Here is a 20,837-nt window from a genome sequence, read left to right as displayed (position 1 = left end):
CGAATGGCACAGAAGGCGCAATCTGGACAAATCATCAAGCGTTATGCCGCCGGTATAGCGAAGGGCGGTATGTGCGCGTGGCGGCTCCCCGGCGACGCCAGGTGCGCGTCGGCCGCCCGCTCGCTGCTCGGCCTCGCCCTGGCGGCGCTGGGCGTGGACCGTGAGACGGCCGGTGACGCGACTTTGGCCGTCAGCGAGCTGGCCACCAACGCGCTGAACCACGGGCTGCGGGCCGTCCCGCACGTTCCGGTGGTCCCGCCCGAGCTGTGGGTGTGGGCCCGGGCGACCCCGGCGCCGCAACTGGTGGTGTCGGTGTTCGACACCTGCACCGCCTCCTGGCCGGACACCACCCCCCGGAACCTGCTCGACGAGCACGGCAAGGGCCTCGGCATCGTCGGCGCGCTCGCCGCCGCCTGGGGCGCGCACCCGTCGCGATCCAGCGTGGTGGCCGGTGGCGTCCCGGGCAAGGCGGTCTGGAGCGCCTTCCCCCTCCCCGGCCCATGGCCCGACGCCCGGACGACCGCCCAGCCCGCCCGCATCGCCCGGCACCTGGCCGACGCCCTGACCGCCCGCGGCGTCCGGCGGATCGCCCACCGGCCCGGCGAAGGCGTCTCGCTGCTGAGCGTCCCGCTGCGTGCCGGTGCGGAGACCAACGTGTGGGTCGAGCCAGGGCATCTCTCCTTCCCCGGCCGGGACGGCACCCGCGTCCGCCGTCCCGTCATCGACCTCTACGACGTGGCCGAAGACCTGGTGCACAGAGCCGAACAGGAACGCGGCCATGGATAGCCGCCCGACGGTGGCGGGCCGCAGGTCGTACCCTGGTCGGCGATGGTTACACGAGGTGTGGAGGGTGCGTACCAGGGTGCGCTGCGGGCGTTCCAGAACCCGATGCTCGATCTGCTCCACCGGACCTATGCGCCGTTCGTGGTGACCGTGCTGGCGATGACGTTCACGCCGGAGCGGTCGACGGTGGCGGTCGCGGACGCCCATGCGGAGATCGCCGACGCCCTCGACCAGTTGCGGGCCGCGGGCTACGGCGACGAGGGAGACCAGCCGCTGCCTTCGGGGAACGCCCGTGACCTGTGCCGGCAGTGGGTGCACGCGGGCTGGCTGGTGCGGCAGGTCTCCGACGACGTCGAGGTGTACCGGCTGTCCGCACATGGGGTCGGTGCGCTCGAGGTGGCCGGCCGGGTAGGCGGGGCGCGGACCAGGGTGTCGGAGTCCCGGGTCCGGACGTTGCTGGAGGCGGTCGAGCGGCTCGCGCAGGACGCGGACCCGGACGTGATGGCCCGGATGGCGCGCCTCCAGACGGAGATCGACCAGCGCCGGCGGGAACTCGACCGGCTCGAACGGGGCGGCGCCGTCGACGCCGTCGACGACGACCAGTTGCTCGAGGCGGCGGAGAACGTGCTGCACCTGGCCCGGGAGCTGCCCGCCGACTTCGCCCGCGTCGCCGAGTCGATCAAAGCCATGCAGCGGGACGTCGTCGCCGACCTGCGGCAGGATGTGCGGCCGACCGGGGAGGTGCTGCGCGAGTACCTGGAGCGCGGCCGGCAGATCATGGACGCGACCCCGGAGGGCCGCGCGTTCGCCGGGGCGCTGCGCCTGATCGGTGACCCGGCACGGATCGACGATCTGTGGAACCTGCTGCGCACCGTGCTGCGGCACGGGTTCACCGACCTGATGCCGGAACCCCAGCGGCGGGAGCTCGCCGAGATCGCCCGCCGGATCGAGCAGGGCGTCAAGGAGGTGCTGGCCGCGCAACGGCAGGCGTCGCACGTCATCACCACCCAGGTGCGCAACCATGACCCGATGCGGGACCGCCAGGTGGACGAGCTGCTGCGGGACGTGATGTCCGGGTTCCACACCTGGGTGCCCGGCTCGCGCCGCAACACGACGGTCGCCCCGCTGCGCCGCCTGCCGGTGGCCGACGTCGGCCAGCTGCGGCAGACGACGAGTGACCTCCGGCCGCCCCAGCCGCCCACGCCGCTGCGGGAATGGGACGCGGCGGAGGACGTGCCGGCCGCGGACACCCGGGCCTGGGGCGGCCCGCAGTACGCCGAGCTGCGCGCGCATCTGGCGGCGTTCGCGGGCGACGCGGACGGCGCCGACGTCGCGGCCGCGTTCCGCGCGGCGGCCGAGCGGCTACGGCGGCCGGTGGACCTGCTCGGCCTGCTGGAGATCGCGCACGACTTCGGAATGACGGACACGGCCGAGGTCGCGGTGGTCGACACGGTCCGGCCGGACCGGACCCGGCGACGGCTCGCGTTCGGCGGCGTGCTGGCGGCGAACCCGGCGGCGACGCGCGCCGCGGACGAGGGACCGGGAAACGACGATGAGTGAACCGGACGACGGCTGGTCGGCCAGCGCGGCGGCCGGCTTCATCGAGCCGGTCCCGATGGAGGACGACCCGACCGAACTGTTCGCCGGTGACCAGGGCACGCTGGACGTGGATGTGCGGCGGGTGCTGGTCCGGCTGCTGCAACGAAGGTTCCTGCTGGCCGAGAAGAACCCGGCGCAGTGGCGCACGCTGCTGGAGAACCAGCAGCTCATCGAGTCACGGTTGCACGACCTGTTCGTCCGGCTCGTGGTCGACCACGACCGGGGCATCGCCTACAAGCAGCAGGTGCGCTCGGCGGAACTGGACGTCCCGATCCTGCTGAAGGACGACCCCTACAACCGGGCCGAGACCCTGGTGCTGGTCCACCTGCGGACCGTCTTCCAGCGGGAACGCGGTACCGGCGAGACGTCCGCGCGGGTCGACATCGAAGAGCTGGAACAGACCGTGCTGACCTATTTCGACCCGGACGATCACAACCTCGCCCGCGGCCAGCGCGAGATCCGCAACGCGGTGCAACGACTGGTCACCGAGGGCCTGCTCGCGGAGGAGTCCGCGGGCCGGTACCGGATCACGCCGCTGGTCGAGGTCGTGCTGAGCACCGAGAAGCTCACCGAACTGAACCAGTGGCTGCGGGAACAGAACGAGGTCGCGCCATGAGCATGATCGACACCCTGTTCGGGTTGATCCCGGCGGCATCGCGGGGGCAGCAGTGGGTGGCGCGGGACCTGCAGCTGGTCAACTGGGGCGGCTACGACGGGTACCACCGCATCCGGTTCGCTCCCGGCGCGACCCTGTTCAGCGGTGGTTCCGGGTCGGGCAAGTCGACGCTGATGGATTCCTACATCGCGCTGCTGATGCCGCACACCACACCGTTCAACGGGGCGTCCAACGGCGGGGTGGTCGGCCGGCCCCGGGGCAAGGACCAGCGCAACATCCTCTCCTACGCGCGCGGGAAACTCGACGAGTCACGGGCGGGCGGTGAGACGAGATCGCGGGTGCTGCGCGGGGACGGCTGCGACACCTGGTCGGCGATCGCGATGACGTGGGCCGACCGGAGCGGCGCGCTGTTCACCGCGCTCCGCGCCTGGTACGTGCCGTCGTCCGCACGCGCCCTCGACGACGTCGTCGTGGTCCGCGCCACCAGGGACGACGCCTACGACCTGCGCGAGCTGGACGGCCCCGCGGGCAGCAGGCTCGCCCACGCCGCGGTCACCGCGACGGGCGTGACCTGTTTCGGCACCGACCGGGACTTCACCGCCCGGCTGCACACCACGCTGGGCATCGGCGCCGCCGGGGACGGGCACAAGGCGGTCGGGCTGCTCGGCCGGATCCAGGCCGGCCAGCAGATCACCACCGTCGACGCGCTGTACAAGACGATGGTCCTGGAGGAGCCGTCCACCCTGGTCACGGCGGACGAGGTGGTACAGCAGTTCGACGAGCTGTCCAGCACCCGGGACCGGATGATCACCGCCCGCCGGCAGGTGCGGGCCCTGACCCCGATCCGCGACCACCGGGACACCATCGACCGCGCGGTGACCCGGTTGCGGGTCATCGACGACGCCGGATCGTTCACCGACCCGGCGTCCCCCGCGGCGCTGTGGCGGTACGAACGCCGGCTCGACCTGCTGCGCGCGGCCGAGCGGGACCTGACCGGACGGCGCCGCCGGGCCGAGGAGGAGACACGGGAGACGGCCGCGCTGATCGACGCGGCGGAGTCCCAGCGGGACGCGGTCCTCGAAACCCTGCGCGCCTCCGGCGGCGACCGGCTGGACACCGCACTCCGGGAGATCCGCACCGTGGAACGGCGGCTGGCCGACGTCGAACGCGCACGGCAGCGACTGGACCGCGTCCTGGGCACCGTCGGCGCCACCGTGTCGACCGGCCAGGACTTTGCCGCGCTGGTCGACACGGCGCACCGGGCGCTGGCCGACTCCGACGCCAGGCGGACCGCCCAGAACGAGTTCGCCGCGGCGATCGCGAAAAGCAAGGCCGCCGAAAGCGACCTGGCCGGGCTGCGCGCCGAGCACACAGCGGTCAAGGCCCGCCGCGGCAACATCCCCACCGACCTGCACGCCGCCCGCGACCTGCTGGCCGACGCCGCCGGGCTCACCCCGGACGACCTGCCGTTCGTCGGTGAACTGATCGAGGTGCGCACGGAGTTCGAACCGTGGCGGGAGGCGTTCAACCTGGCGCTCGGCGGGTTCGCCACCCGGATGCTGATCGACATCGGCCGGCTGAACGCGTTCCGCGAGGCGATCAACGCGGTGCCCGTCGCCCGGCGCATCCAGTTCGAAGGCGTCCGCACCGGTATGCGCGACGAGGTCGGGCTGAACGACAAGACGCTCCCCGGCCGGCTCGACTACCGGCCGTCGCCGTTCACCGCCTGGCTCAAGAGCGAACTCGCCCGCGGGTTCGATTTCGTCTGCGTCGAGACGCCCGGACTGCTGGTGCAGTACCCCAAGGCGCTCACCATCACCGGCCAGACGTCGCAACGCGGCCGGGGCGCGCACGGCGGTCACGGCCGGGCCAACCTGCTGGGATTCACCAACACCAGGCTGCTCGCCGACCTCGACACCCGGATCGGCCACGCCCGGAAACGGCATGATGACGCCGTCGCACGGGCGACGGAGGCGGAGCAGGCCCTCAACTCGTTCGAGGAGAGACGCACCGCCTACCAGACCGTGACCGAACTGTCCTGGGACCAGGTGGACGTCGAGTCGGTCACCGCCGACCGGGACCGCTGGGAGCAGGTCATCACCGAGGTCCGCGCGGGCAACCCCGAGATCGACCGGCTGCAGGAGGAGTCGGAGGAGCTCAAGGAGCAGATCAGGAAGCTCACCGAGCGTGTCGGCGGGCAGAAGCAGCAGGTGGAGCGGCTCGGCCAGGACTGGGAATCGGTCGTCGACGAGGTGGACGGCGCCCAGCGGGCACTCGACACCGCCGCGGCGACCGGCACCGAGGTGAGCCCGGACCACCGCGAGTACCTCGCCGGGCTGTTCGGCGCCGCCCCCGGCGGCGCCGACCCCGCGACGGCGCTGGCGGAGTTCGACGCCGCGCACCGGCGCGGCGTCGAACGGATGCGCGACGACCGGAAGTCGGCGGAGGAGGAGATCAGCCGATCACGGAAGGCGCTGCACGAGACGTTCTCGACGTTCGTCGAGCGCTGGCCGAACCCGAACCTCGGCACCGAACCGGACGCCTCCTACCGCGACTTCGACCGCCTGCTCACCGACCTGGAGACCAGCGGCTTGCACGAGCTGGAAACCGAGTGGCGCGACAGCCTGCTCAAACTCTCCGGCAACGACCTGACCAGCCTGGACAGTGAGCTCGCCGCCGCCGTCCGGGAGATCCGCGACCGGATCGACCCGGTCAACCGCATCCTCGCCGAACTGCCGTTCGCCGACGACGGCCACCGGCTGCGCATCGACCCGCAGGAAAGCCACTCCGCGGTGCGCGCCCGGTTCCGCAAGGAGCTGCGCGACGTGCGTGCCGCCATCGACAGGGCGGCCACGGACGCCGACCGGGAACGCGCCTACCACCGGATGGCCAGGGTGATCGACCGCATCCGCCGCACCGCTCCCGACTTCGCCGACCTGGTCGACGTGCGCAACCACGTCCGGATCAGCGCGGAGAAACGCGACCTCGCCGGCGAGCATGTCGCGGTCTACGACCACATCGGGGAGAAGTCCGGCGGCGAGTCCCAGGAACTGGTCGCGTTCATCGTCGGCGCCGCGCTGCGCTACCAGCTGGGCGACGCGGGCGCCGAACGCCCCCGCTACGCCCCCGTCTTCCTCGACGAGGCGCTGATCAAGGCGGACGCGCACTTCACCGGCCGAGCTATCGGCGCCTGGCGCGGGCTGGGCTTCCAACTCGTCATCGGCGCCCCCAACGACAAGCACAGCGCGATCGAACCCCACGTGGACGCGGAATACCTGATCCTCAAGAACACCGAGGGTCGATCATGGGCGAAACCCATCGTCGCGCTTCCCGAGGCATGACCCCCCGACTGATCACCCCCGCCGACGCGGTCGAGTCACTCCGCCGCAAGGTCCACCGGAAATGGGCGGCGGCTGTGTGCGCCGACCTCGGCGCCGGCGACCCGGTCACGTTCTCCGTCCCGCTCCGCCCCGGCGTGTCGACCGGTGGCGCGGTGGCGCGGATCGGGCACGCCGCCTGGCACGAGTGGCACATGCGCTGGCGTGGGTTCGCCGACCGGCACCCCGTGGGCGTGGTGATCGTCCGCAGGCCGGTGTCCGTCCAGGGTGTGACGGACGACTACCCCACCACGCTCACCGCGGACCTGGACGCCGCCGTCGCCCTGGTCTCCGGAACCGGCCCGCCGGTCGTGGACGTCGCCCGCGCCCGCGCGCTCGCGTCGTCGCTGCAGTCCACCGGCGCGGTCCTCACCCCCACCACCGTCCGGGCCGTCTACCAGCTCGGAGCCGCCGACACCGAGGTGCTGCTGAGCGCGGTGGACTGGCTGCGCCGGCACCCGGACGCGGGCGCGTGGACCGCACGTCAACTCCCGGTCCCCGGCATGCACACCAAGTGGCTCGATACCCATGGCGCGTTGCTGCGCGACGTCGCCGGACGCGACGTCCGGGAGGAGGTCCGGCCCCGGCCGGCCGTGCTGCACCTGACCTACGCCGACCCCGACCACGCCACGTCGGGCCGCCGCCGGCATGACGCCTGGACCACCGGCGACACGCACGACATCGCCTACCGGCCGCGGATCGTCCTCGTCGTCGAGAACCGCGACTCCCGGCTCTGGTTCCCACCGGTGCGGGACACGATCGTGGTCGAGGGCGGCGGCAAGGCGGCCGCGGCCCTCCTCGCGAACGTGCCCTGGATCCGCGCCGCGGACCACGTCGTCTACTGGGGCGACATCGACGCGGACGGATACGCGATCCTCGACCGGTTCCGCGCCGCGCTGGCCGAGCCCGCACCGGACGGCGCGCCACCGAAACCGGTCACCTCGATCCTGATGGGCGCTACCGACCTGCACCGCTACGCCCGGCACGGGGTGAACCACGACAAGGCGGGCCGCCCCATCAAGCCGTCCCCGGCGATCCTGCCGCACCTCACCGAGGCCGAGGCGACCGCCTACGCCACCATCGCGACCGCGGGCCCCACCCCGTTCCGCCGGATCGAACAGGAAGCCATCCCCTTCGCCCACGCCGTGACCCGGCTGCTGGACGTCGCCACGAGCTTTCCCCCGTGACCGGGCCCGCGCCTGCCGAAAAACGCGTCCGGTCAGATGAGCGGCACCGACACCTGTCGCCGGGCGGCTCGCCCGCGCACAATGAACGGTCAGAGCCCTGCCCGGCCGGGAACGAAGGAGAAACGACATGGGTGACGGGGACGTGCTGGCACGGCTGCGGGACATCTGCCTGTCGCTGCCGGAGGCGGTCGAGAAGCCGTTCGGCGGGCACACGGCGCCCTCGTTCCGGATCCGCGACAAACTGTTCGCGATGACCAGCGAGGACGGGACGTCGATGATGGTCAAGGCCGGCCCGGGCGTGCAGGAGGCCCTGGTGGCCGAGAGCCCCGAGCGCTTCTTCGTCCCGGCGTACGTCGGATCCAAAGGCTGGGTGGGCGCGCGGCTGGACGTCGACCAGGACTGGGACGAGATCGCCGAACTCGTCGAGGACAGCTACCGGCTGATCGCCCCGAAACGGCTCGCCGCGCTGATCGAGCCACAGAGCCGCGAACCCCGGTAGGAAGCGCCACCTACCTTCCTCCCCAGACTGCGGGCGGGTAGCGATAGGGCCGCGGACTGGTATGCCAGTGTCGCCAGGCTCCGAGCGAACATAGTGATCGTGGCCGGGTTGGTGCGACGGGGGTGGCCCTGTCGGCGGTCACTGCCAGCAGGCCGATGCTCACCCCGGGGTATGACTTGCGATGCATATGTCTTGAGGGGCATGCTTGCTGGGTGGACATAGATTGGCCGGCTGACTTCGGGAGTTGGCTGGACCAACTCGAGGAACGAGCGCGTGGGGGTGACGCGCTCGCGCGGACGACGCTGGCTCTGGCCGCTCGTGCGCTTGACCAGCTTCGCAATCTGAGTGAGGTTCCGACGCGGGAGAACGAGACCGCGACGTTGAAGTGGGTGCGGCAGTCGCGCCGATACCCGCTGTGGAGGGTGTCGCACGCTTACCACCCCCAGGTCGCCCTGCGGCTCATCTGCTGGTTCCCACCGGACACCGGCACCGTGGTCGTCGCACTGTTCGCAGGCGATAAGGCACGGATCGGCGACGTTTTCTACAACAGTGTCGGCACTCGTGCTGATGCGCTCATCGATCAGTGGAAACGAGAGACCTCCTACGAGGAGAAGCCATGACAGAACCTGAGGGTAAGACGTTCGTCCGGGGAAACGATCACCTCGACCGGCTTCTGTCGGATCCGCTGATCGCCGCTGACGTCGCGGATGCCAACGCCGCGGCCGAGGAGCTAGACCGCACCTATGCGATGAACCTTGCGATGATCCGCAAAGCCGGGCAGATGACTCAGGCCGAGGTCGCCAAGAAACTCGGCGTGGGCCAAGGCGTGGTGTCCCGGCTCGAAAATCGCGACGACATGCTGCTGTCCACCCTGTTCGACTACCTCATGGCGACCGGCGCCGAAGGAGCGAGCATCGTCGTCACCGTGCACGGACACAAGGTCGAACTGGACCTCAGCCAACTCCGACGCCCCCGAACCGAGGGATCCGCTGCCTGACACCTGAGGCGCTCGTGGCAGCGGCGATCCGGACGATGACGAGGGCCTTGAGCTTGAAGACCGCGTTGCTGCGCAGTCTCAGCAGTTCGGCGCCGCCGGGGTCGAGACCGACATGTCAGCAGGCGTCGCCGAGGATACGGTGCGCGCTGGAGGCGAGGTCGGAGGAGCCCCTCTCTGACCGCGTCGGCGGCAGCTCGCAGCGGAATAGGCTTCATACGAGGGCAAGGAAGATGGTCTCGGTCGGGGGCTGCTCTCCGCACAGGCGTTGTTCCAGGAGAGTGATCCCGGCGGCGACGGCGTGGAACTCCCGGCCGAGATCGTCGCGACCAACGGCCAGAGCCTCGACCGCCAGGCACAGCGCGGCCAACCGAACGGTGGTCGCGGTCTCGGAATCGAGTGCCGCCCGCCCGTCGAGCACGGGAACGGCCAGGACCGACAGCCGTTGCGCGACCGTGACGGCCCAGCCGAACGACGACTTCTGGCCCGAGGGGTCCAGTGCGGTGACGAGCGCGGCGCAGGACTGGTGCAACCGGCGGGGCAGTGCATCCAGGGAGACCTCCCATACCTCTCCCGGGACAATGGTGAGCGAGATCATTCGCTCACAGAATTCGCGGACGAGGACCATGGGACGCTCGGAACTTCTCACTTTATGGGCGGCGGAGAGAGCGTGCGTGATTACCCAGCCAAACGTTGTTCCCGTGGTGTACACATCGAACCGGCCAAAGTCCAGTTCACCACTGGAAACGAGGGATCTACCGAGGATGCGATCGAGCTTCAACAGGAGTTCCGCATCCCATTCGAGTTCGAAAAGATGCATTGCCCGCTCTGCATCCACGGTGTCCACCGCATGGTGGAGGTCGCGCCGCAGTTTCCTGGTATGTCCTTTGCGTAGGACGCCGGTACTCATCGCGACCAGGGCGTTGGAATGGGCGATGATCCGGCCGAGCGTCTGATCCAGGCCCCGCTTCCGGTCCACCGCCAACGTGTGTTCGAGCACCGTTCCCGAGTCCTGTATGAGCGCATTAGCGAAGTCTCGACCGAGACTTTCGGCACGATGGAATTCACGGCCCCGATCGATTATCCGAAGCCGCTCCATGGCCCGGGCGAAGGTAAAGAAAAGCATGCATGCGGTCGTGATGGAACGGAGATTGATGAGGCTGCGGAGAATCCACGGCGAGCCGACGATATCCTGTCTAAGGCGATCGGCGAGAATCGTTGCGTCGATCAGGTGAGGATGGTCGACACCGGCCGGTGTCCAGCGGTGAAGTCGACCTTCTTCGGAGAGTAACCACGCGCTGTGCTCCGTGGTTTCGAGTTTCGTTCGTATTACCGGATCGTTGAGCTCCTGATAAAGGGGGAGCCGGTAGAGAGGTTTCCCGACCAACTCGTTCACCCAATCGACGAAGGCCAGAGCGTCCTCGCCACGCACGCCCAGGACAGGGTCGTTGCCGTCGGGCCCTGATTGCCGCCCGTCGGTGGAGCGGTTCTGACCCTGGGCCCGCATGTCCTGGACGAACAACTGGTAGATGCCACCGCTGACCGGCTGGGCGCACAGACGACCGGTTCCGTCGGAGGTCGGCGTCTTCTCCCGCAACCATCGGGTGACCTGGACCCCGGCTATCAGCCGGTGGTGTTCACGGTCGTTCTCCGGGTCACGCTCCCGGCGGACAAACCGGTCGAGCCGTTGCCGGAGTTCCACGGAGAGAGGGGTTTGCTGCCCTTCAACGCAGTCGAGGGCCAGCGCCAGCGCAGTCCGGCTGCCGGATTCCAGGCACGCTTCGATGATCGGATCAGCGTCGTACCGCGCGGTGTAGAGCAGCGTGGTCTCGCGCCACCAGATATCGTCCACCGTTCGGGCCAGGACATCCACCAAGTTCTGATCGTGCACATGAGCGGAGGTCAGGTATTCCTGAAAGGTCGGGTGGGCGAATGAGTATCGGTCCCCTTCCTTCTCGACCAGCAGCCCGCTCGTCGTGATCTCAGCGAGAAAGTCCTTGGCCGTGAGTTCGCTGGACACCCGCGCCAGCTTCGGGGCGATCAACCGATCGACCTCGGACCGTTTGAGGATCCGCACTTGTCGCCATGTCATCTCAAAAGCCAGGCCACGCAATAACATTTCTTTGTGCTCGCCGTTGAGTCGATTCGTGAGACCGATGGCTTCGGCCCGGCTCCATAACATGACCTTGCAGATGCTGCTGTAGAGAGCAACCCGGCTACCGGGCAGCGCACCGCTGAAACGGTGCACATTGACAATCATGGTGAGCAGCAGCGGGTTGGCGGTGAGATCGTCGAGTGCGGATTTTGTGTGAAGTCGTTTCAGTAGGTCCTCTGCACCGTTCCGGGCGCGTACCAGCACAGCCTCGTCGGCGGCTCCCGTGCTCCGGCGCTCTACCATCAGATACCAACTCTTGACGAAGCGCTCGACCTGCTCTTCGGTGAAGCGACGGACCTGAAGGACTGCCGCGCCATCGATCGGGGCGGTCAGATAGCCCTGTGGTCGCGATGTTATGACGTAGTGGTTGCCTGGATAATATCCAATTTGCAGTTCGATCCACTGGGATATCCTCCGACGATCCTCAGGTCTGGCAACCTCATCAAGGCCATCCAGAAGGACCACACATTCGCCATTGCTCAACCGCTTTTCGAACCAGCCCTCGGGTTCATCCTCGGCAAGGCGCCCCAGCTTCGTTCGCACCACTTCGGACAGCCCCTTCTCAGGGGTATCGGTTATGGATTCCAGGTGCTCGCGAAGGTAAAGCAAAATTGGTATCTTGCGCCGCCCGCTGTATTCGTTCATGCATATCTGGCGAGCCGTGTAACGAAGCAGGGTTGTCTTGCCCATGCCCGGCGCCCCGGTGATCGCCAGCACGACGGACTCCGCACGTTCCAGGATGCTCTGCAAGGAGAGCCGGTCGGTGGTCTCGGTCGAGAAGTCGCCCAGGACGTGCTTTGCCACCTGATGCGGTGCGCGTGGTTCAACACTGACGTCAACGAAGACGTCATCGAGATCCGGGGTGAAGGGACCGACTTCTTGCAGGCCCTTTTGGTCAATAAAACGTTCGACCTGGAGGAGGTGGTTAAGATAACGCGAGCTGAACACGGCGGAGCGCCGCCAGAACAGACCCACTTTAACCGGGGGTGCCTCTGCTATCTCTCCATCGTCCTTGGCTCCATTACGTCTATCATCGACGAAGAGCCAGAACATGCCTAGAGAAAACGCGATTCCCATGGCTACGACATTGAACTTCCGGCCATCGAGCACCCGGCCGGACGCCACGCTTCCGCCGAGCAGCAGTAGCGCGCTCGCGGCACTGAGGCCTAACTTGCTCCGCCTTTTCATACCGTCCACCCCACGTCGAATTACACCCCGTTACGATGGCCCCCGGGAAGCCTGTGTGTAATATTCCACATTCGTGCCTGCCGGGCATCGCACTGCTGGTGATAGCAGGATATGTCAGGTTCTGCACTTCAGTGTACCGTTATGGACCGGTGGTGATATGGCCGATCCAAGCCTTGAAATACGGGGCGCCGAAATGCCATCTCGGGTACGGTCCTCTCGGTAGCAGATCTCGTATGGGAAACTGGAACGGCACGGTATACGGCGAGCGAACTCCGTTCGTTACCACACGCACTGGTACACGGCCGCGTAACCGAAAAGGCCATCCCCTTCAGGGTCAGCCTTCGGCCCTGTCAACGGGTTCCCCGCCGCTCTCCCGTCCGGTTCGCCTCTGCCCTGCTCGAAGGCATGCGGCCTACCGAACACTCATCCGCGGGCCTGATCGTCCTCGGACCATTCAGTCTGCGTTTCGCCGGGACGGCGGGTGTCGAAGGTCCACTCGTGGCACTCAAGGCCGAGGGCGCGACAGCGGTACTGCTCCATTCGATGGCAGCGGGCTCCCAGATTACGGGTGTGTCGGCGGCGATGGTGTGGGCCGCGTCGACCTCCCCCCGGCGGCGAGGCAGAGGTAGGTGCCGTGGAACTCAGCCTGACGGGTTTCCAGTCAGATTAGGATTTGGCCGTTTGATCACGATCTGTGTGTGGAGGCTGCCGTGCGAAACGACCCGAAGATCTCGACGCCGTGGGGTGTGGCGACGTTCGGCGCCGCGACGGTGGCGGTCGAGCCCGACTTCGCGCGGGTGAAGTTCGGCTTGGCCAGCATCGGGGAGGCGCCGGCCGAGGCGTTCCAGGCGGCTCAGCAGATCATCACCGGCGTCCGGGCGGTGCTGCGGGCGCACGCGATTCCCGATGCGGGGGTCTCGCCGTCTCGGCTCAAGCTCGCGACGCACTACGTGTACAGCCGGGTCGACGACGAGCGCCGCAAGGCGGGCTACAAGTGCGAAGCCGACTTCGAGGTCGAGACCGAGGCGATCGGGTCGCTCCAGCGGCTGCTGATCGAGATCGTGGACGCCGGAGCGGAGCGGATCGACGGCATCGACTTCGACGTGCGATCCAAGCCGGCCCTTCGATCACGGGCGCGACGGGACGCCGTCACCGCGGCACGTGCCAAGGCCGAACTCTATGCCGAGGCCGCCGGGGTGGAACTCGGAAAAGTCCTGCACATCGAAGACGTGGACCCCGAACGGCTGAAGACCTACAGCCACAGCGGTGTCTCCGGTGGTGTCGAGGAGGACTTCGCACCTGGTCAGATCGTCGTCACCGCCGCCGTCCCCATGGGCTTCGCCATCGACGGCTGAGGCGTCACGCATCGGAACCGGCGCGTTCGACGCTTCAGGCGTCAACCGGGTGGAGGGTCGGGCCCCGACAGCCACAAGGCGAACACGGCACTCTCCGGCGGCATCGATCACGTCATGAGGTGACGGCCGCCCGGCGGTTGTCGGTGGTGTGGTGCACGATCGGCGCATGCTGCCGGATGTCGCTGCGCGGGAGGAGCGAGAGTGGTGCTGATCGAGAATGGGCGGGTGGCCGGGCACGCGTTCCTGGCGGGCATGTACGAGGACGACTACTTCCCCGACCATGTGGTCGACAAGGGGAGGCTGATCCTGCTGCGGTTGTGCGGGCGGATCGAGGCGGAGCGCCCGGTCGGCCTGCCGGCGCTGTACGCGCTGACGCACGCGGCGACCGAGGAGTTCAACGCCCTGGACGAGGAGTTCTGCGCGGCCGGCAGCGAGATCGAGACGTGCGCGCGAGAGATGATCGCCGAGGACTTCTGGTTCGTGGCGGAGGCGTACGGGTTCACCGATGCCGACCACGAAGAACTGATCGCGACCAGAGACTGGTGACCGGAACCAGATGCGACGGGTCGCGATCATGGGATGTGGAGGATCGGGGAAGACCACGTTCGGGCGGCGGCTCGCCGCCCGGCTCGGCATTCAGATCGTCCACCTGGACGCCGTCTACTACGACGACCGGTGGAACACGATGGAACCCGACGAGTTCGCGGCCGTGCAGGAGGAACTGGTCACCACCGACCGCTGGGTGATCGACGGGAACTACGCCAGTACTTTGCCGATCCGGCTGCGGCGTGCCGACACCGTCATCTTCCTCGACCTGCCCGCGCTCACCTGCCTGTGGGGCATCGCCCAGCGCTGCTGGAGACACCGGGGCGGCCAGCACGACGACACCGGTGTCCACGACCGGGTCACCTGGAGCTTCGTGAAGTACGTGTGGGGCTACCGCAGGGAGATGGCGCCCCGCGTCCGTGCCCTGATCGCCGAACACGCCTGGCACGCCGACGTTCACATCGTGAAATCCCGAAGAGCCGCCAACCGGCTCCTGGCCGGGCTCGACGCCTCTCCCACCACGACCTGACCCAAGGGGCGGTCCGATGAACCACCGCTTCCACGGTACGGACCAGCCGGGTCGGCACTGCACCATCAGGTCACGGACCCCGATCCGGGCGACGGCACCCGCTACCTCGTCCACGCCGACGCGGTGATCCTGGCCACCGGAAACCTCCGTGCGGCGGCAGCTACCGAGCCTCCGAAGCCGGTGGGGGCGGCGACGTGCCGAGGCTGCGGCGGGCACGGCCCGAAGATGATCAGTGAACCGCGTGACCAGCGGCGATGCCGCGTTTGACTTGAAGCGCTTGAAGTATCGGAGACTCCAACCATGGCAGCGACACGAACGGGTGCGGGCACCTCTCCGATGACGATCCAGGAGGTGTCCAGGCTGAGCGGCCTGTCCGAGCCGACCCTGCGGTACTACGAGAAGATCGGGCTGATCGCCCCGGTGGACCGGGACGAGAGCAGCGGCCACCGCCGCTACACCGCCGCCGCGGTAGCGCGGATCGAGGCGCTGAGCTGCCTGCGCGCGACCGGGATGAGCGTCCACGACATGCGCGCCTACCTGCGGCATCTGGACGACGGCGACGCCGCGGCCGGGCAGATGCGCGACCTGTTCAGCCGCAACGCCGACCGCCTCACCCAGGAGCTGGAACGGATGCGGGTCCGCCTGCGCTACCTGCAACTGAAAACCGAACTCTGGGACGCGCGCGAGCGCGGCGACGGCGCGGCCGAGCAACGCGCCGCCGCGGAGATCACGCCGGTCGCGCGCGAGCTGCGCTGAACGGCCCGCGCCATCTGCGAAACAACGACAACCATGCGAGGGGAACACTGTGGATCCGCACGCTTCCAAAGACCTGGTTCTGGTGACCGGCGGTAACGGCTTCGTGGGGTCGCACGTGGTCGTCCGCCTGCTGCGGGACGGGCACCGGGTCCGGACCACGGTCCGCTCGGCCGAGCGCGCCGCCGACGTGCGGGCCGAGCTCGAAGTCGCCGGCGTCGACCCGGACGGACGGCTGGAGATCGTCAGCGCGCGGCTGGACACCGACGACGGATGGCCGGACGCGGTGGCCGGCTGCACTCATGTCCTGCATGTCGCCTCACCGTTCCCCAGCGGAACACCCGCCGACGACGACGAGGTGATCGTGCCCGCCCGGGACGGCACTCTGCGCGTACTGCGGGCCGCGCGGGACGGCGGCGTACGGCGGGCCGTGCTGACCTCCTCGTTCGCCGCGATCGGCTACAGCCCCAAGCCGGGCGGCGTCTACGACGAGACCGACTGGACCGATCCCGCCGACGACAACACCGCCTACATCAAATCCAAGACCATCGCCGAACGGGCCGCCTGGGACTTCATCGCCGCCGAGGGCGGCGGCCTGGAGCTGGCGGTCGTCAACCCCGGCGGCATCTTCGGCCCCGTACTGGGCCCCCGCCTCTCCAGCTCCACCGGCATCGTCAAGGCCATGCTGGAAGGGCGGTTGCCGGTCGTCCCTCCCCTGCACTTCGGCCTGGTCGACGTCCGCGACGTCGCCGACATCCACCTGCGCGCCATGACCCATCCCGGTGCCGCCGGCGAACGCTTCCTCGCCGGCAGCGGCACATCGATCAGCTTCCTGCAGATGGCCCGCATCCTGGCCGAGCACCTGGGCGAGCGCGCGGCCCGGGTACCGACCCGGGAACTGACCGCCGACCAGGTGCGCCAGGCGGCCCGTACCGACCCCTCCCTGCGGGAATCGGTCAGCCAACTCGGCCGGGTTCCGCAACTGAACACCGCGAAGGCCCGCACCATGCTCGGCTGGACACCCCGCGACCCGGTGGCCACCATCATCGACACCGCCGAAAGCCTGTACGCCCTCGGCCTGGTGAACACACCGGACCCGCAGGCGCCGTAGGACGGAAACGGCCCCTGGGAGGGCGTCCACTCCGCCAGGTCCGATTCCGAGCCGCACTTCCTGCATGCTCTTCTCCATCCCGCCGAGCGCGCGGTTCTCCATCGCGCGGAGCAGGCCCGCACGGATCCCTGGGGCTGCTGTTCGATGACTTTGAGTAGCCGGGTGGCGAGGTCGGGGTTGGCGGCCGGCCCGCACACCGTGCCGGAACGTCGGGACCGGCTGTGCCTGACCCCTCCGGCCGTGATAATCGTGCAGGGGCCGATCCGAGCCTTGGAGGGTCACGTGGACACGATCAGATCTCGGACTCCGGAAGCTTCGGCGAGCGCCGCTCAGCGGACCGCCAGGATCGCCGGTGTCTGGTTCATTCTCACCTTCGTTCTCTCGATCCCCGCGGTGGTGCTGTACGGCCCGGTCCTCGACGACGCGAACTACATTCTGGGAGCGGGCGCGGACACGCAGGTGCGGTTGGGCGCCCTCCTTGAGATCCTGACCGCCGTCGCGAACGTCGCCACCGCGGTCGTGCTGTTCCCGATCCTGAAGCGGCAGAGCGAGAGCATCGCCCTCGGTTACGTCGGCCTGCGGATCCTCGAATCGACCCTCATCGTGATGGGGATCGTCAGCGTGCTCGCCGTCGTGGCGCTGCGGCAGGAGCTGGCGGGCGGGGGCGATGCCGACGCCGCCCTGATCGGCCGGTCACTGGTGGCGTTGAAGGACCAGACGTTCCTGCTCGGGCCCGCCTTCTGCGCGGGCTTCGGCAACGGGCTGCTGCTGGGCTACCTGATGTACCGGTCGGGCCTGGTGCCGCGCGCCATGGCGCTCATCGGGCTCATCGGCGGCCCCATCGCCTGCGCGACGGCGACCGCTGTCCTGTTCGGCGTCTACGAGCAGCAGTCTCCGGTGAACTTCCTGTTCACGGCACCAGAAATCGTCTGGGAACTGTCACTGGGCATCTGGCTCATCACCAAGGGCTTCCGCCCCGCCCCCATCATCACGGAACCGTAGGTACGGCCGGCGGAGCCGTTCACTCCAGTTCGGGCCAGTGCGCGGTGCCGTGCACCGGCAGGACGCCCTCGATCGCACACGAGATGGCCCGGTGTCAGCGGCCGGTGAAGCGGGGCCGGCGCTTCTCCAGGAAGGCCGCCACGCCCTCGGCGTGGTCCGCGGAGGCGAAGCATTCGTGGATCGCCACCCCGGTGGCGGTGACGTGGCCGGCCAGGTCGGTGGTCGTACCGTCCAGGACCAGCCGTTTCGTGCGGGTCAGCGCGAACGGGGAGGCCGTCGCGATGGTCGCGGCCAGGGCGCGCGCCGCGTCCGGCAGGTCCTCGGGTTCGTGGACGGACGTGGCGAAGCCCAGCGACAGGGCCTCCTCGGCTGCCAGGTCGTCACCGGTGTAGAGCAGGCGCAGTGCGGGGCCCATGCCGATCTGGCGGGGGAGCAGCCACGTCCCGGCGCCGGTGTCGGCGACCAGGCCGCGGTGCACGAAGTTCCAGCGGAACCGAGCCCGGGTCGACACCACGCGCAGGTCGGCCTGGGTGGCGAACTCGGCGCCCATCCCCACCGCCATGCCGTCCACGGCGGCGACCACCGGCTTCGGGAAGCCCATGAGCAGCGGGACGCCGCCGCCTCCGTCGCCGTCCGGGCGGCCCCGGTCCGCGGGGGAGCGGGAGGCCAGGTCGGCCAGGTCGATGCCGGAGCAGAAGCTGCCCGGCACCCCGGTCACCAGCAGCACGGTGACCCGGGGATCCGCGCCCGCCTCGGCGACGTGCCCGGCGAAGGCGTCGAGCATCGCGTAGGTCATGGCGCCGAGCTTGTCGGGGCGGTCGATGGTCAGGGTGGCGATGCCGTCCGCCACCTCGTAGCGGATCTCGCGCATGCGCGGACCCCCTTCCCTCGGAACCGGCGAGGTGTGATGCTAGCTAAACATACGTTCAGGAGGATTTGTGGACTTCACGCTTCCCGATGAGCTGACGCGGCTGCTCGCCGACCTCGACGACTTCATCGAGCGGGAGATCAGGCCGCTGCAGGAGCAGGACGACAACGAACGCTTCTTCGACCACCGCCGGGAGTGGGCCCGCACCGACTTCGAGAACGGCGGCGTCCCCCGGCGCGACTGGGAGGAACTGCTGCGGGAGATGTTCCGCCGCGCCGACGCCGCCGGCTGGCTGCGCTACGGGCTGCCCAAGGAGGTGGGCGGGCGGGACGGCGGCAACCTCGACATGGCGGTGATCCGCGAGCACCTCGCCCACAAGGGCCTCGGCCTGCACAACGACCTGCAGAACGAGGCGTCGGTCGTCGGCAACTTCCCGTTCGTCCACATGATGATGGAGTACGGGACGCCGGAGCAGAAGGAGGAGTTCCTCCAGGGGATGCTGACCGGCACCAGGCGGATCGGCTTCGGCCTCACCGAACCCGAGCACGGCAGCGACGCCACCTGGATGGAGACCACCGCGGTCCGCCGCGGCGACGACTGGGTCATCAACGGCGCCAAACGGTTCAACTCCGGGATGCACTCGGCCACCCACGACGTGGTCTTCGCCCGGACATCCGGCAAGCCCGGGGACGCGCGCGGCATCACCGCGTTCATCACCCCGACCGGCACCCCCGGCTTCTCCGTCGACTTCCACTGGTGGACGTTCAACATGCCCACCGACCACGCCGAGGTGACGCTGCGCGACGTCCGCGTCCCGCACTCGTCGATCTTCGGTGCCGAGGGCGAGGGCCTCGCGGTCGCGCAGACCTTCGTCCACGAGAACCGGATCCGGCAGGCCGCGTCGGGCGTGGGCGCCGGGCAGTACTGCGTGGACCGCAGCGTCGAGTACGCCCGCGAGCGGGTCACCTTCGGGCAGCCGCTGGCCGGCCGGCAGGCCATCCAGTGGCCGCTGGTCGAGTTGCAGACCGAGGCGGAGATGCTGCGCTGGCTGGTGCGCAAGACCGCCTGGGAACTGGACCGGGTGCCGCACATGGAGATCAGCGACAAGGTCTCGATGTGCAACTACCGCGCCAACCGGTTCGTCTGCGAGGCCGCCGACCGCGCGATCCAGGTGCACGGCGGGCTCGGCTACACCCGGCACACCCCGTTCGAGCACATCTACCGGCACCACCGCAGGTACCGGATCACCGAGGGGTCGGAAGAGGTCCAGATGCGCAGGGTGGCCGGCTACCTCTTCGGCTTCGCCGGCCCGAACAAGCGCCGGTAGGCTCCCCGATCAACCCGCTGGCGATCAGATGAGCGGGCCCGTGCGGGTAGCCTGGCCGGGGGACAGGAGGTGGCCGCGTGGCGGCTGGATCGTCCGCGCAGCCCGGATCGTCGTCACGGGCCCGGTCGGCGCAGGGGCCGGGCGAGGCGGGGGTCCTCAAGGCCGCGATCGCGGTGATGACCGAGCAGGGCTACCACGGCACATCGGTGCGCGACATCGCGGTGCGGGCCGGGCTGAGCCCGGGCGCGCTCTACTACCACTTCGAGTCCAAGCAGGAAGTGCTTGCGACGATCATGGAGCGCGGGATCGAGGAACTGCTGCGCCGCACCCGCGCGGCGTTGGAGGGCGCGGCGGACGACCCCGCCGCCCGGCTCGCGGCGATCGTCGAGACCCATGTGCTGTTCCACCTGGAGGACCAGCGCGGCACGATGCTCGGAACCAGCGAACTGCGCGCCCTGGAGGAGCCGGTGCGCGGCCTGCACCTCGCCAAGCGGCACCAACAGCAGCACCTGTTCGACGGGGTGCTCACGCGCGGAACCGAGCTGGGCGTGTTCGGCACGCCGATCCCGCTGGAGGCGTCCCGCGCGATCGTCGTGATGTGCACGGGCGTGGCGTCCTGGTTCTCGCCGAAGGGCCCGCTCAGCCGCACCGAGGTCGCCCACCACTACCAGCGGCTCGCCCTCGACATGGCCGGAGCCCGGCGGCCCTGACCGCGGACGGCGGCACCGGGTGACCGCCCCGCGCCGCCAGACCCACGAGGAGCTGACCGCGCTGGTACGGTCCACGACCGCACGGGTGCTGGTGGTGACCGGAGCGGGCGGCTCGCTCTGCTCCGCGAGCTGATGGGCGGCGGTGACCTGCATCGCCGTCCTGGGCGTCTGGGACGGAGTGATAACGCACCGGCGCGAATTCCAGGACATTCCCGCGATCGCCGAGAGCCCGCTCCCT

General features: G+C 69.1%; 18 protein-coding genes. 16 read left to right on the top strand and 2 right to left on the bottom strand.

What is annotated here, in order from left to right; genetic code table 11:
- Positions 1-3: 3 nt before the first annotated feature.
- The 8 genes from DPM19_RS28550 (at position 4) to DPM19_RS28515 (ending at position 9,058) form a co-directional block, all read left to right on the top strand.
- Positions 4-786, top strand: coding sequence for an ATP-binding protein (locus tag DPM19_RS28550; RefSeq protein ID WP_146779026.1), 783 nt, complete (start codon positions 4-6; stop codon positions 784-786).
- A gap of 42 nt (positions 787-828) precedes the next feature.
- Positions 829-2,343, top strand: a complete 1,515-nt coding sequence (locus DPM19_RS28545) for a DUF3375 domain-containing protein (protein ID WP_111871143.1) — start codon at positions 829-831, stop codon at positions 2,341-2,343.
- Positions 2,336-2,998 (top strand): DUF4194 domain-containing protein, encoded by a 663-nt coding sequence (locus DPM19_RS28540; RefSeq protein ID WP_111871142.1) that lies wholly within the window; start codon positions 2,336-2,338, stop codon positions 2,996-2,998. Before DPM19_RS28545 ends, DPM19_RS28540 begins: the two co-directional genes overlap by 8 nt.
- A complete protein-coding gene (locus tag DPM19_RS28535; protein WP_111871141.1) occupies positions 2,995-6,339 on the top strand; it encodes an ATP-binding protein in 3,345 nt (1,114 codons plus the stop codon). Before DPM19_RS28540 ends, DPM19_RS28535 begins: the two co-directional genes overlap by 4 nt.
- Positions 6,336-7,562 (top strand): Wadjet anti-phage system protein JetD domain-containing protein, encoded by a 1,227-nt coding sequence (locus DPM19_RS28530; protein WP_111871140.1) that lies wholly within the window; start codon positions 6,336-6,338, stop codon positions 7,560-7,562. The genes DPM19_RS28535 and DPM19_RS28530 overlap by 4 nt, the downstream gene beginning before the upstream one ends.
- 127 nt (positions 7,563-7,689) lie before the next feature.
- Positions 7,690-8,061 carry an MmcQ/YjbR family DNA-binding protein gene (locus DPM19_RS28525; RefSeq protein WP_111871139.1) on the top strand — a complete coding sequence of 124 codons (372 nt, stop codon included), beginning with the start codon at positions 7,690-7,692 and terminating at the stop codon, positions 8,059-8,061.
- A gap of 212 nt (positions 8,062-8,273) precedes the next feature.
- Positions 8,274-8,681, top strand: a complete 408-nt coding sequence (locus DPM19_RS28520; RefSeq protein WP_111871181.1) for a hypothetical protein — start codon at positions 8,274-8,276, stop codon at positions 8,679-8,681.
- Positions 8,678-9,058 (top strand): helix-turn-helix domain-containing protein, encoded by a 381-nt coding sequence (locus tag DPM19_RS28515; protein ID WP_111871138.1) that lies wholly within the window; start codon positions 8,678-8,680, stop codon positions 9,056-9,058. The genes DPM19_RS28520 and DPM19_RS28515 overlap by 4 nt, the downstream gene beginning before the upstream one ends.
- Positions 9,059-9,269: 211 nt before the next feature.
- Here DPM19_RS28515 and DPM19_RS28510 read toward each other — a convergent pair whose 3' ends face one another.
- On the bottom strand, positions 9,270-12,398 hold the full coding sequence (locus DPM19_RS28510; RefSeq protein ID WP_111871137.1) for an NACHT domain-containing protein: 3,129 nt from the start codon (positions 12,396-12,398) through the stop codon (positions 9,270-9,272).
- A 710-nt stretch (positions 12,399-13,108) separates the two neighbouring features.
- Here DPM19_RS28510 and DPM19_RS28505 point away from each other — a divergent pair.
- From DPM19_RS28505 to DPM19_RS28480, 6 genes are all read left to right on the top strand, one after another.
- On the top strand, positions 13,109-13,753 hold the full coding sequence (locus tag DPM19_RS28505) for an SIMPL domain-containing protein (RefSeq protein ID WP_199485334.1): 645 nt from the start codon (positions 13,109-13,111) through the stop codon (positions 13,751-13,753).
- 201 nt (positions 13,754-13,954) lie between these two features.
- Entirely contained in the window at positions 13,955-14,299 is a 345-nt protein-coding gene (locus DPM19_RS28500) for a DUF5713 family protein (RefSeq protein WP_233510856.1), read from the top strand.
- Positions 14,300-14,327: 28 nt separating this feature from the next.
- Positions 14,328-14,828, top strand: a complete 501-nt coding sequence (locus DPM19_RS28495; protein WP_233510854.1) for a P-loop NTPase family protein — start codon at positions 14,328-14,330, stop codon at positions 14,826-14,828.
- Positions 14,829-15,128: 300 nt separating this feature from the next.
- Positions 15,129-15,584, top strand: coding sequence for a MerR family transcriptional regulator (locus DPM19_RS28490; protein WP_111871135.1), 456 nt, complete (start codon positions 15,129-15,131; stop codon positions 15,582-15,584).
- Positions 15,585-15,633: 49 nt separating this feature from the next.
- Positions 15,634-16,692, top strand: a complete 1,059-nt coding sequence (locus DPM19_RS28485; RefSeq protein ID WP_111871134.1) for an SDR family oxidoreductase — start codon at positions 15,634-15,636, stop codon at positions 16,690-16,692.
- Between the two features lie 282 nt (positions 16,693-16,974).
- Positions 16,975-17,694: a DUF4386 domain-containing protein gene (locus DPM19_RS28480; RefSeq protein ID WP_199485333.1), complete on the top strand. Its 720-nt coding sequence runs from the start codon at positions 16,975-16,977 to the stop codon at positions 17,692-17,694.
- Positions 17,695-17,788: 94 nt separating this feature from the next.
- Here DPM19_RS28480 and DPM19_RS28475 read toward each other — a convergent pair whose 3' ends face one another.
- A complete protein-coding gene (locus DPM19_RS28475) occupies positions 17,789-18,565 on the bottom strand; it encodes an enoyl-CoA hydratase/isomerase family protein (RefSeq protein WP_111871132.1) in 777 nt (258 codons plus the stop codon).
- A gap of 67 nt (positions 18,566-18,632) precedes the next feature.
- On the opposite strand from DPM19_RS28475, the gene DPM19_RS28470 reads away from it, so the two are divergent.
- Both DPM19_RS28470 and DPM19_RS28465 read left to right on the top strand, forming a co-directional pair.
- Positions 18,633-19,889 (top strand): acyl-CoA dehydrogenase family protein, encoded by a 1,257-nt coding sequence (locus tag DPM19_RS28470; RefSeq protein WP_111871131.1) that lies wholly within the window; start codon positions 18,633-18,635, stop codon positions 19,887-19,889.
- A gap of 77 nt (positions 19,890-19,966) precedes the next feature.
- Positions 19,967-20,599, top strand: a complete 633-nt coding sequence (locus DPM19_RS28465) for a TetR/AcrR family transcriptional regulator (protein WP_111871130.1) — start codon at positions 19,967-19,969, stop codon at positions 20,597-20,599.
- Positions 20,600-20,837 lie beyond the last annotated feature (238 nt).

Source organism: Actinomadura craniellae (assembly GCF_003289645.1).
Lineage (GTDB): Bacteria > Actinomycetota > Actinomycetes > Streptosporangiales > Streptosporangiaceae > Actinomadura_D > Actinomadura_D craniellae.
Note: the sequence above shows the minus strand (reverse complement) of the source record. Positions and strands in the feature narration are given on the sequence as shown.

Bases quoted from the DNA above. Each gene is read 5' to 3' on its own strand.
- DPM19_RS28550 (WP_146779026.1), top strand. From the start codon at position 4: ATGGCACAGAAGGCGCAATCTGGACAAATCATCAAGCGTTATGCCGCC.
- DPM19_RS28530 (WP_111871140.1), top strand. From the start codon at position 6,336: ATGACCCCCCGACTGATCACCCCCGCCGACGCGGTCGAGTCACTCCGC.
- DPM19_RS28495 (WP_233510854.1), top strand. From the start codon at position 14,328: ATGGGATGTGGAGGATCGGGGAAGACCACGTTCGGGCGGCGGCTCGCC.
- DPM19_RS28515 (WP_111871138.1), top strand. From the start codon at position 8,678: ATGACAGAACCTGAGGGTAAGACGTTCGTCCGGGGAAACGATCACCTC.
- DPM19_RS28490 (WP_111871135.1), top strand. From the start codon at position 15,129: ATGGCAGCGACACGAACGGGTGCGGGCACCTCTCCGATGACGATCCAG.
- DPM19_RS28510 (WP_111871137.1), bottom strand. From the start codon at position 12,398: ATGAAAAGGCGGAGCAAGTTAGGCCTCAGTGCCGCGAGCGCGCTACTG.
- DPM19_RS28525 (WP_111871139.1), top strand. From the start codon at position 7,690: ATGGGTGACGGGGACGTGCTGGCACGGCTGCGGGACATCTGCCTGTCG.
- DPM19_RS28540 (WP_111871142.1), top strand. From the start codon at position 2,336: ATGAGTGAACCGGACGACGGCTGGTCGGCCAGCGCGGCGGCCGGCTTC.
- DPM19_RS28545 (WP_111871143.1), top strand. From the start codon at position 829: ATGGTTACACGAGGTGTGGAGGGTGCGTACCAGGGTGCGCTGCGGGCG.
- DPM19_RS28475 (WP_111871132.1), bottom strand. From the start codon at position 18,565: ATGCGCGAGATCCGCTACGAGGTGGCGGACGGCATCGCCACCCTGACC.
- DPM19_RS28535 (WP_111871141.1), top strand. From the start codon at position 2,995: ATGAGCATGATCGACACCCTGTTCGGGTTGATCCCGGCGGCATCGCGG.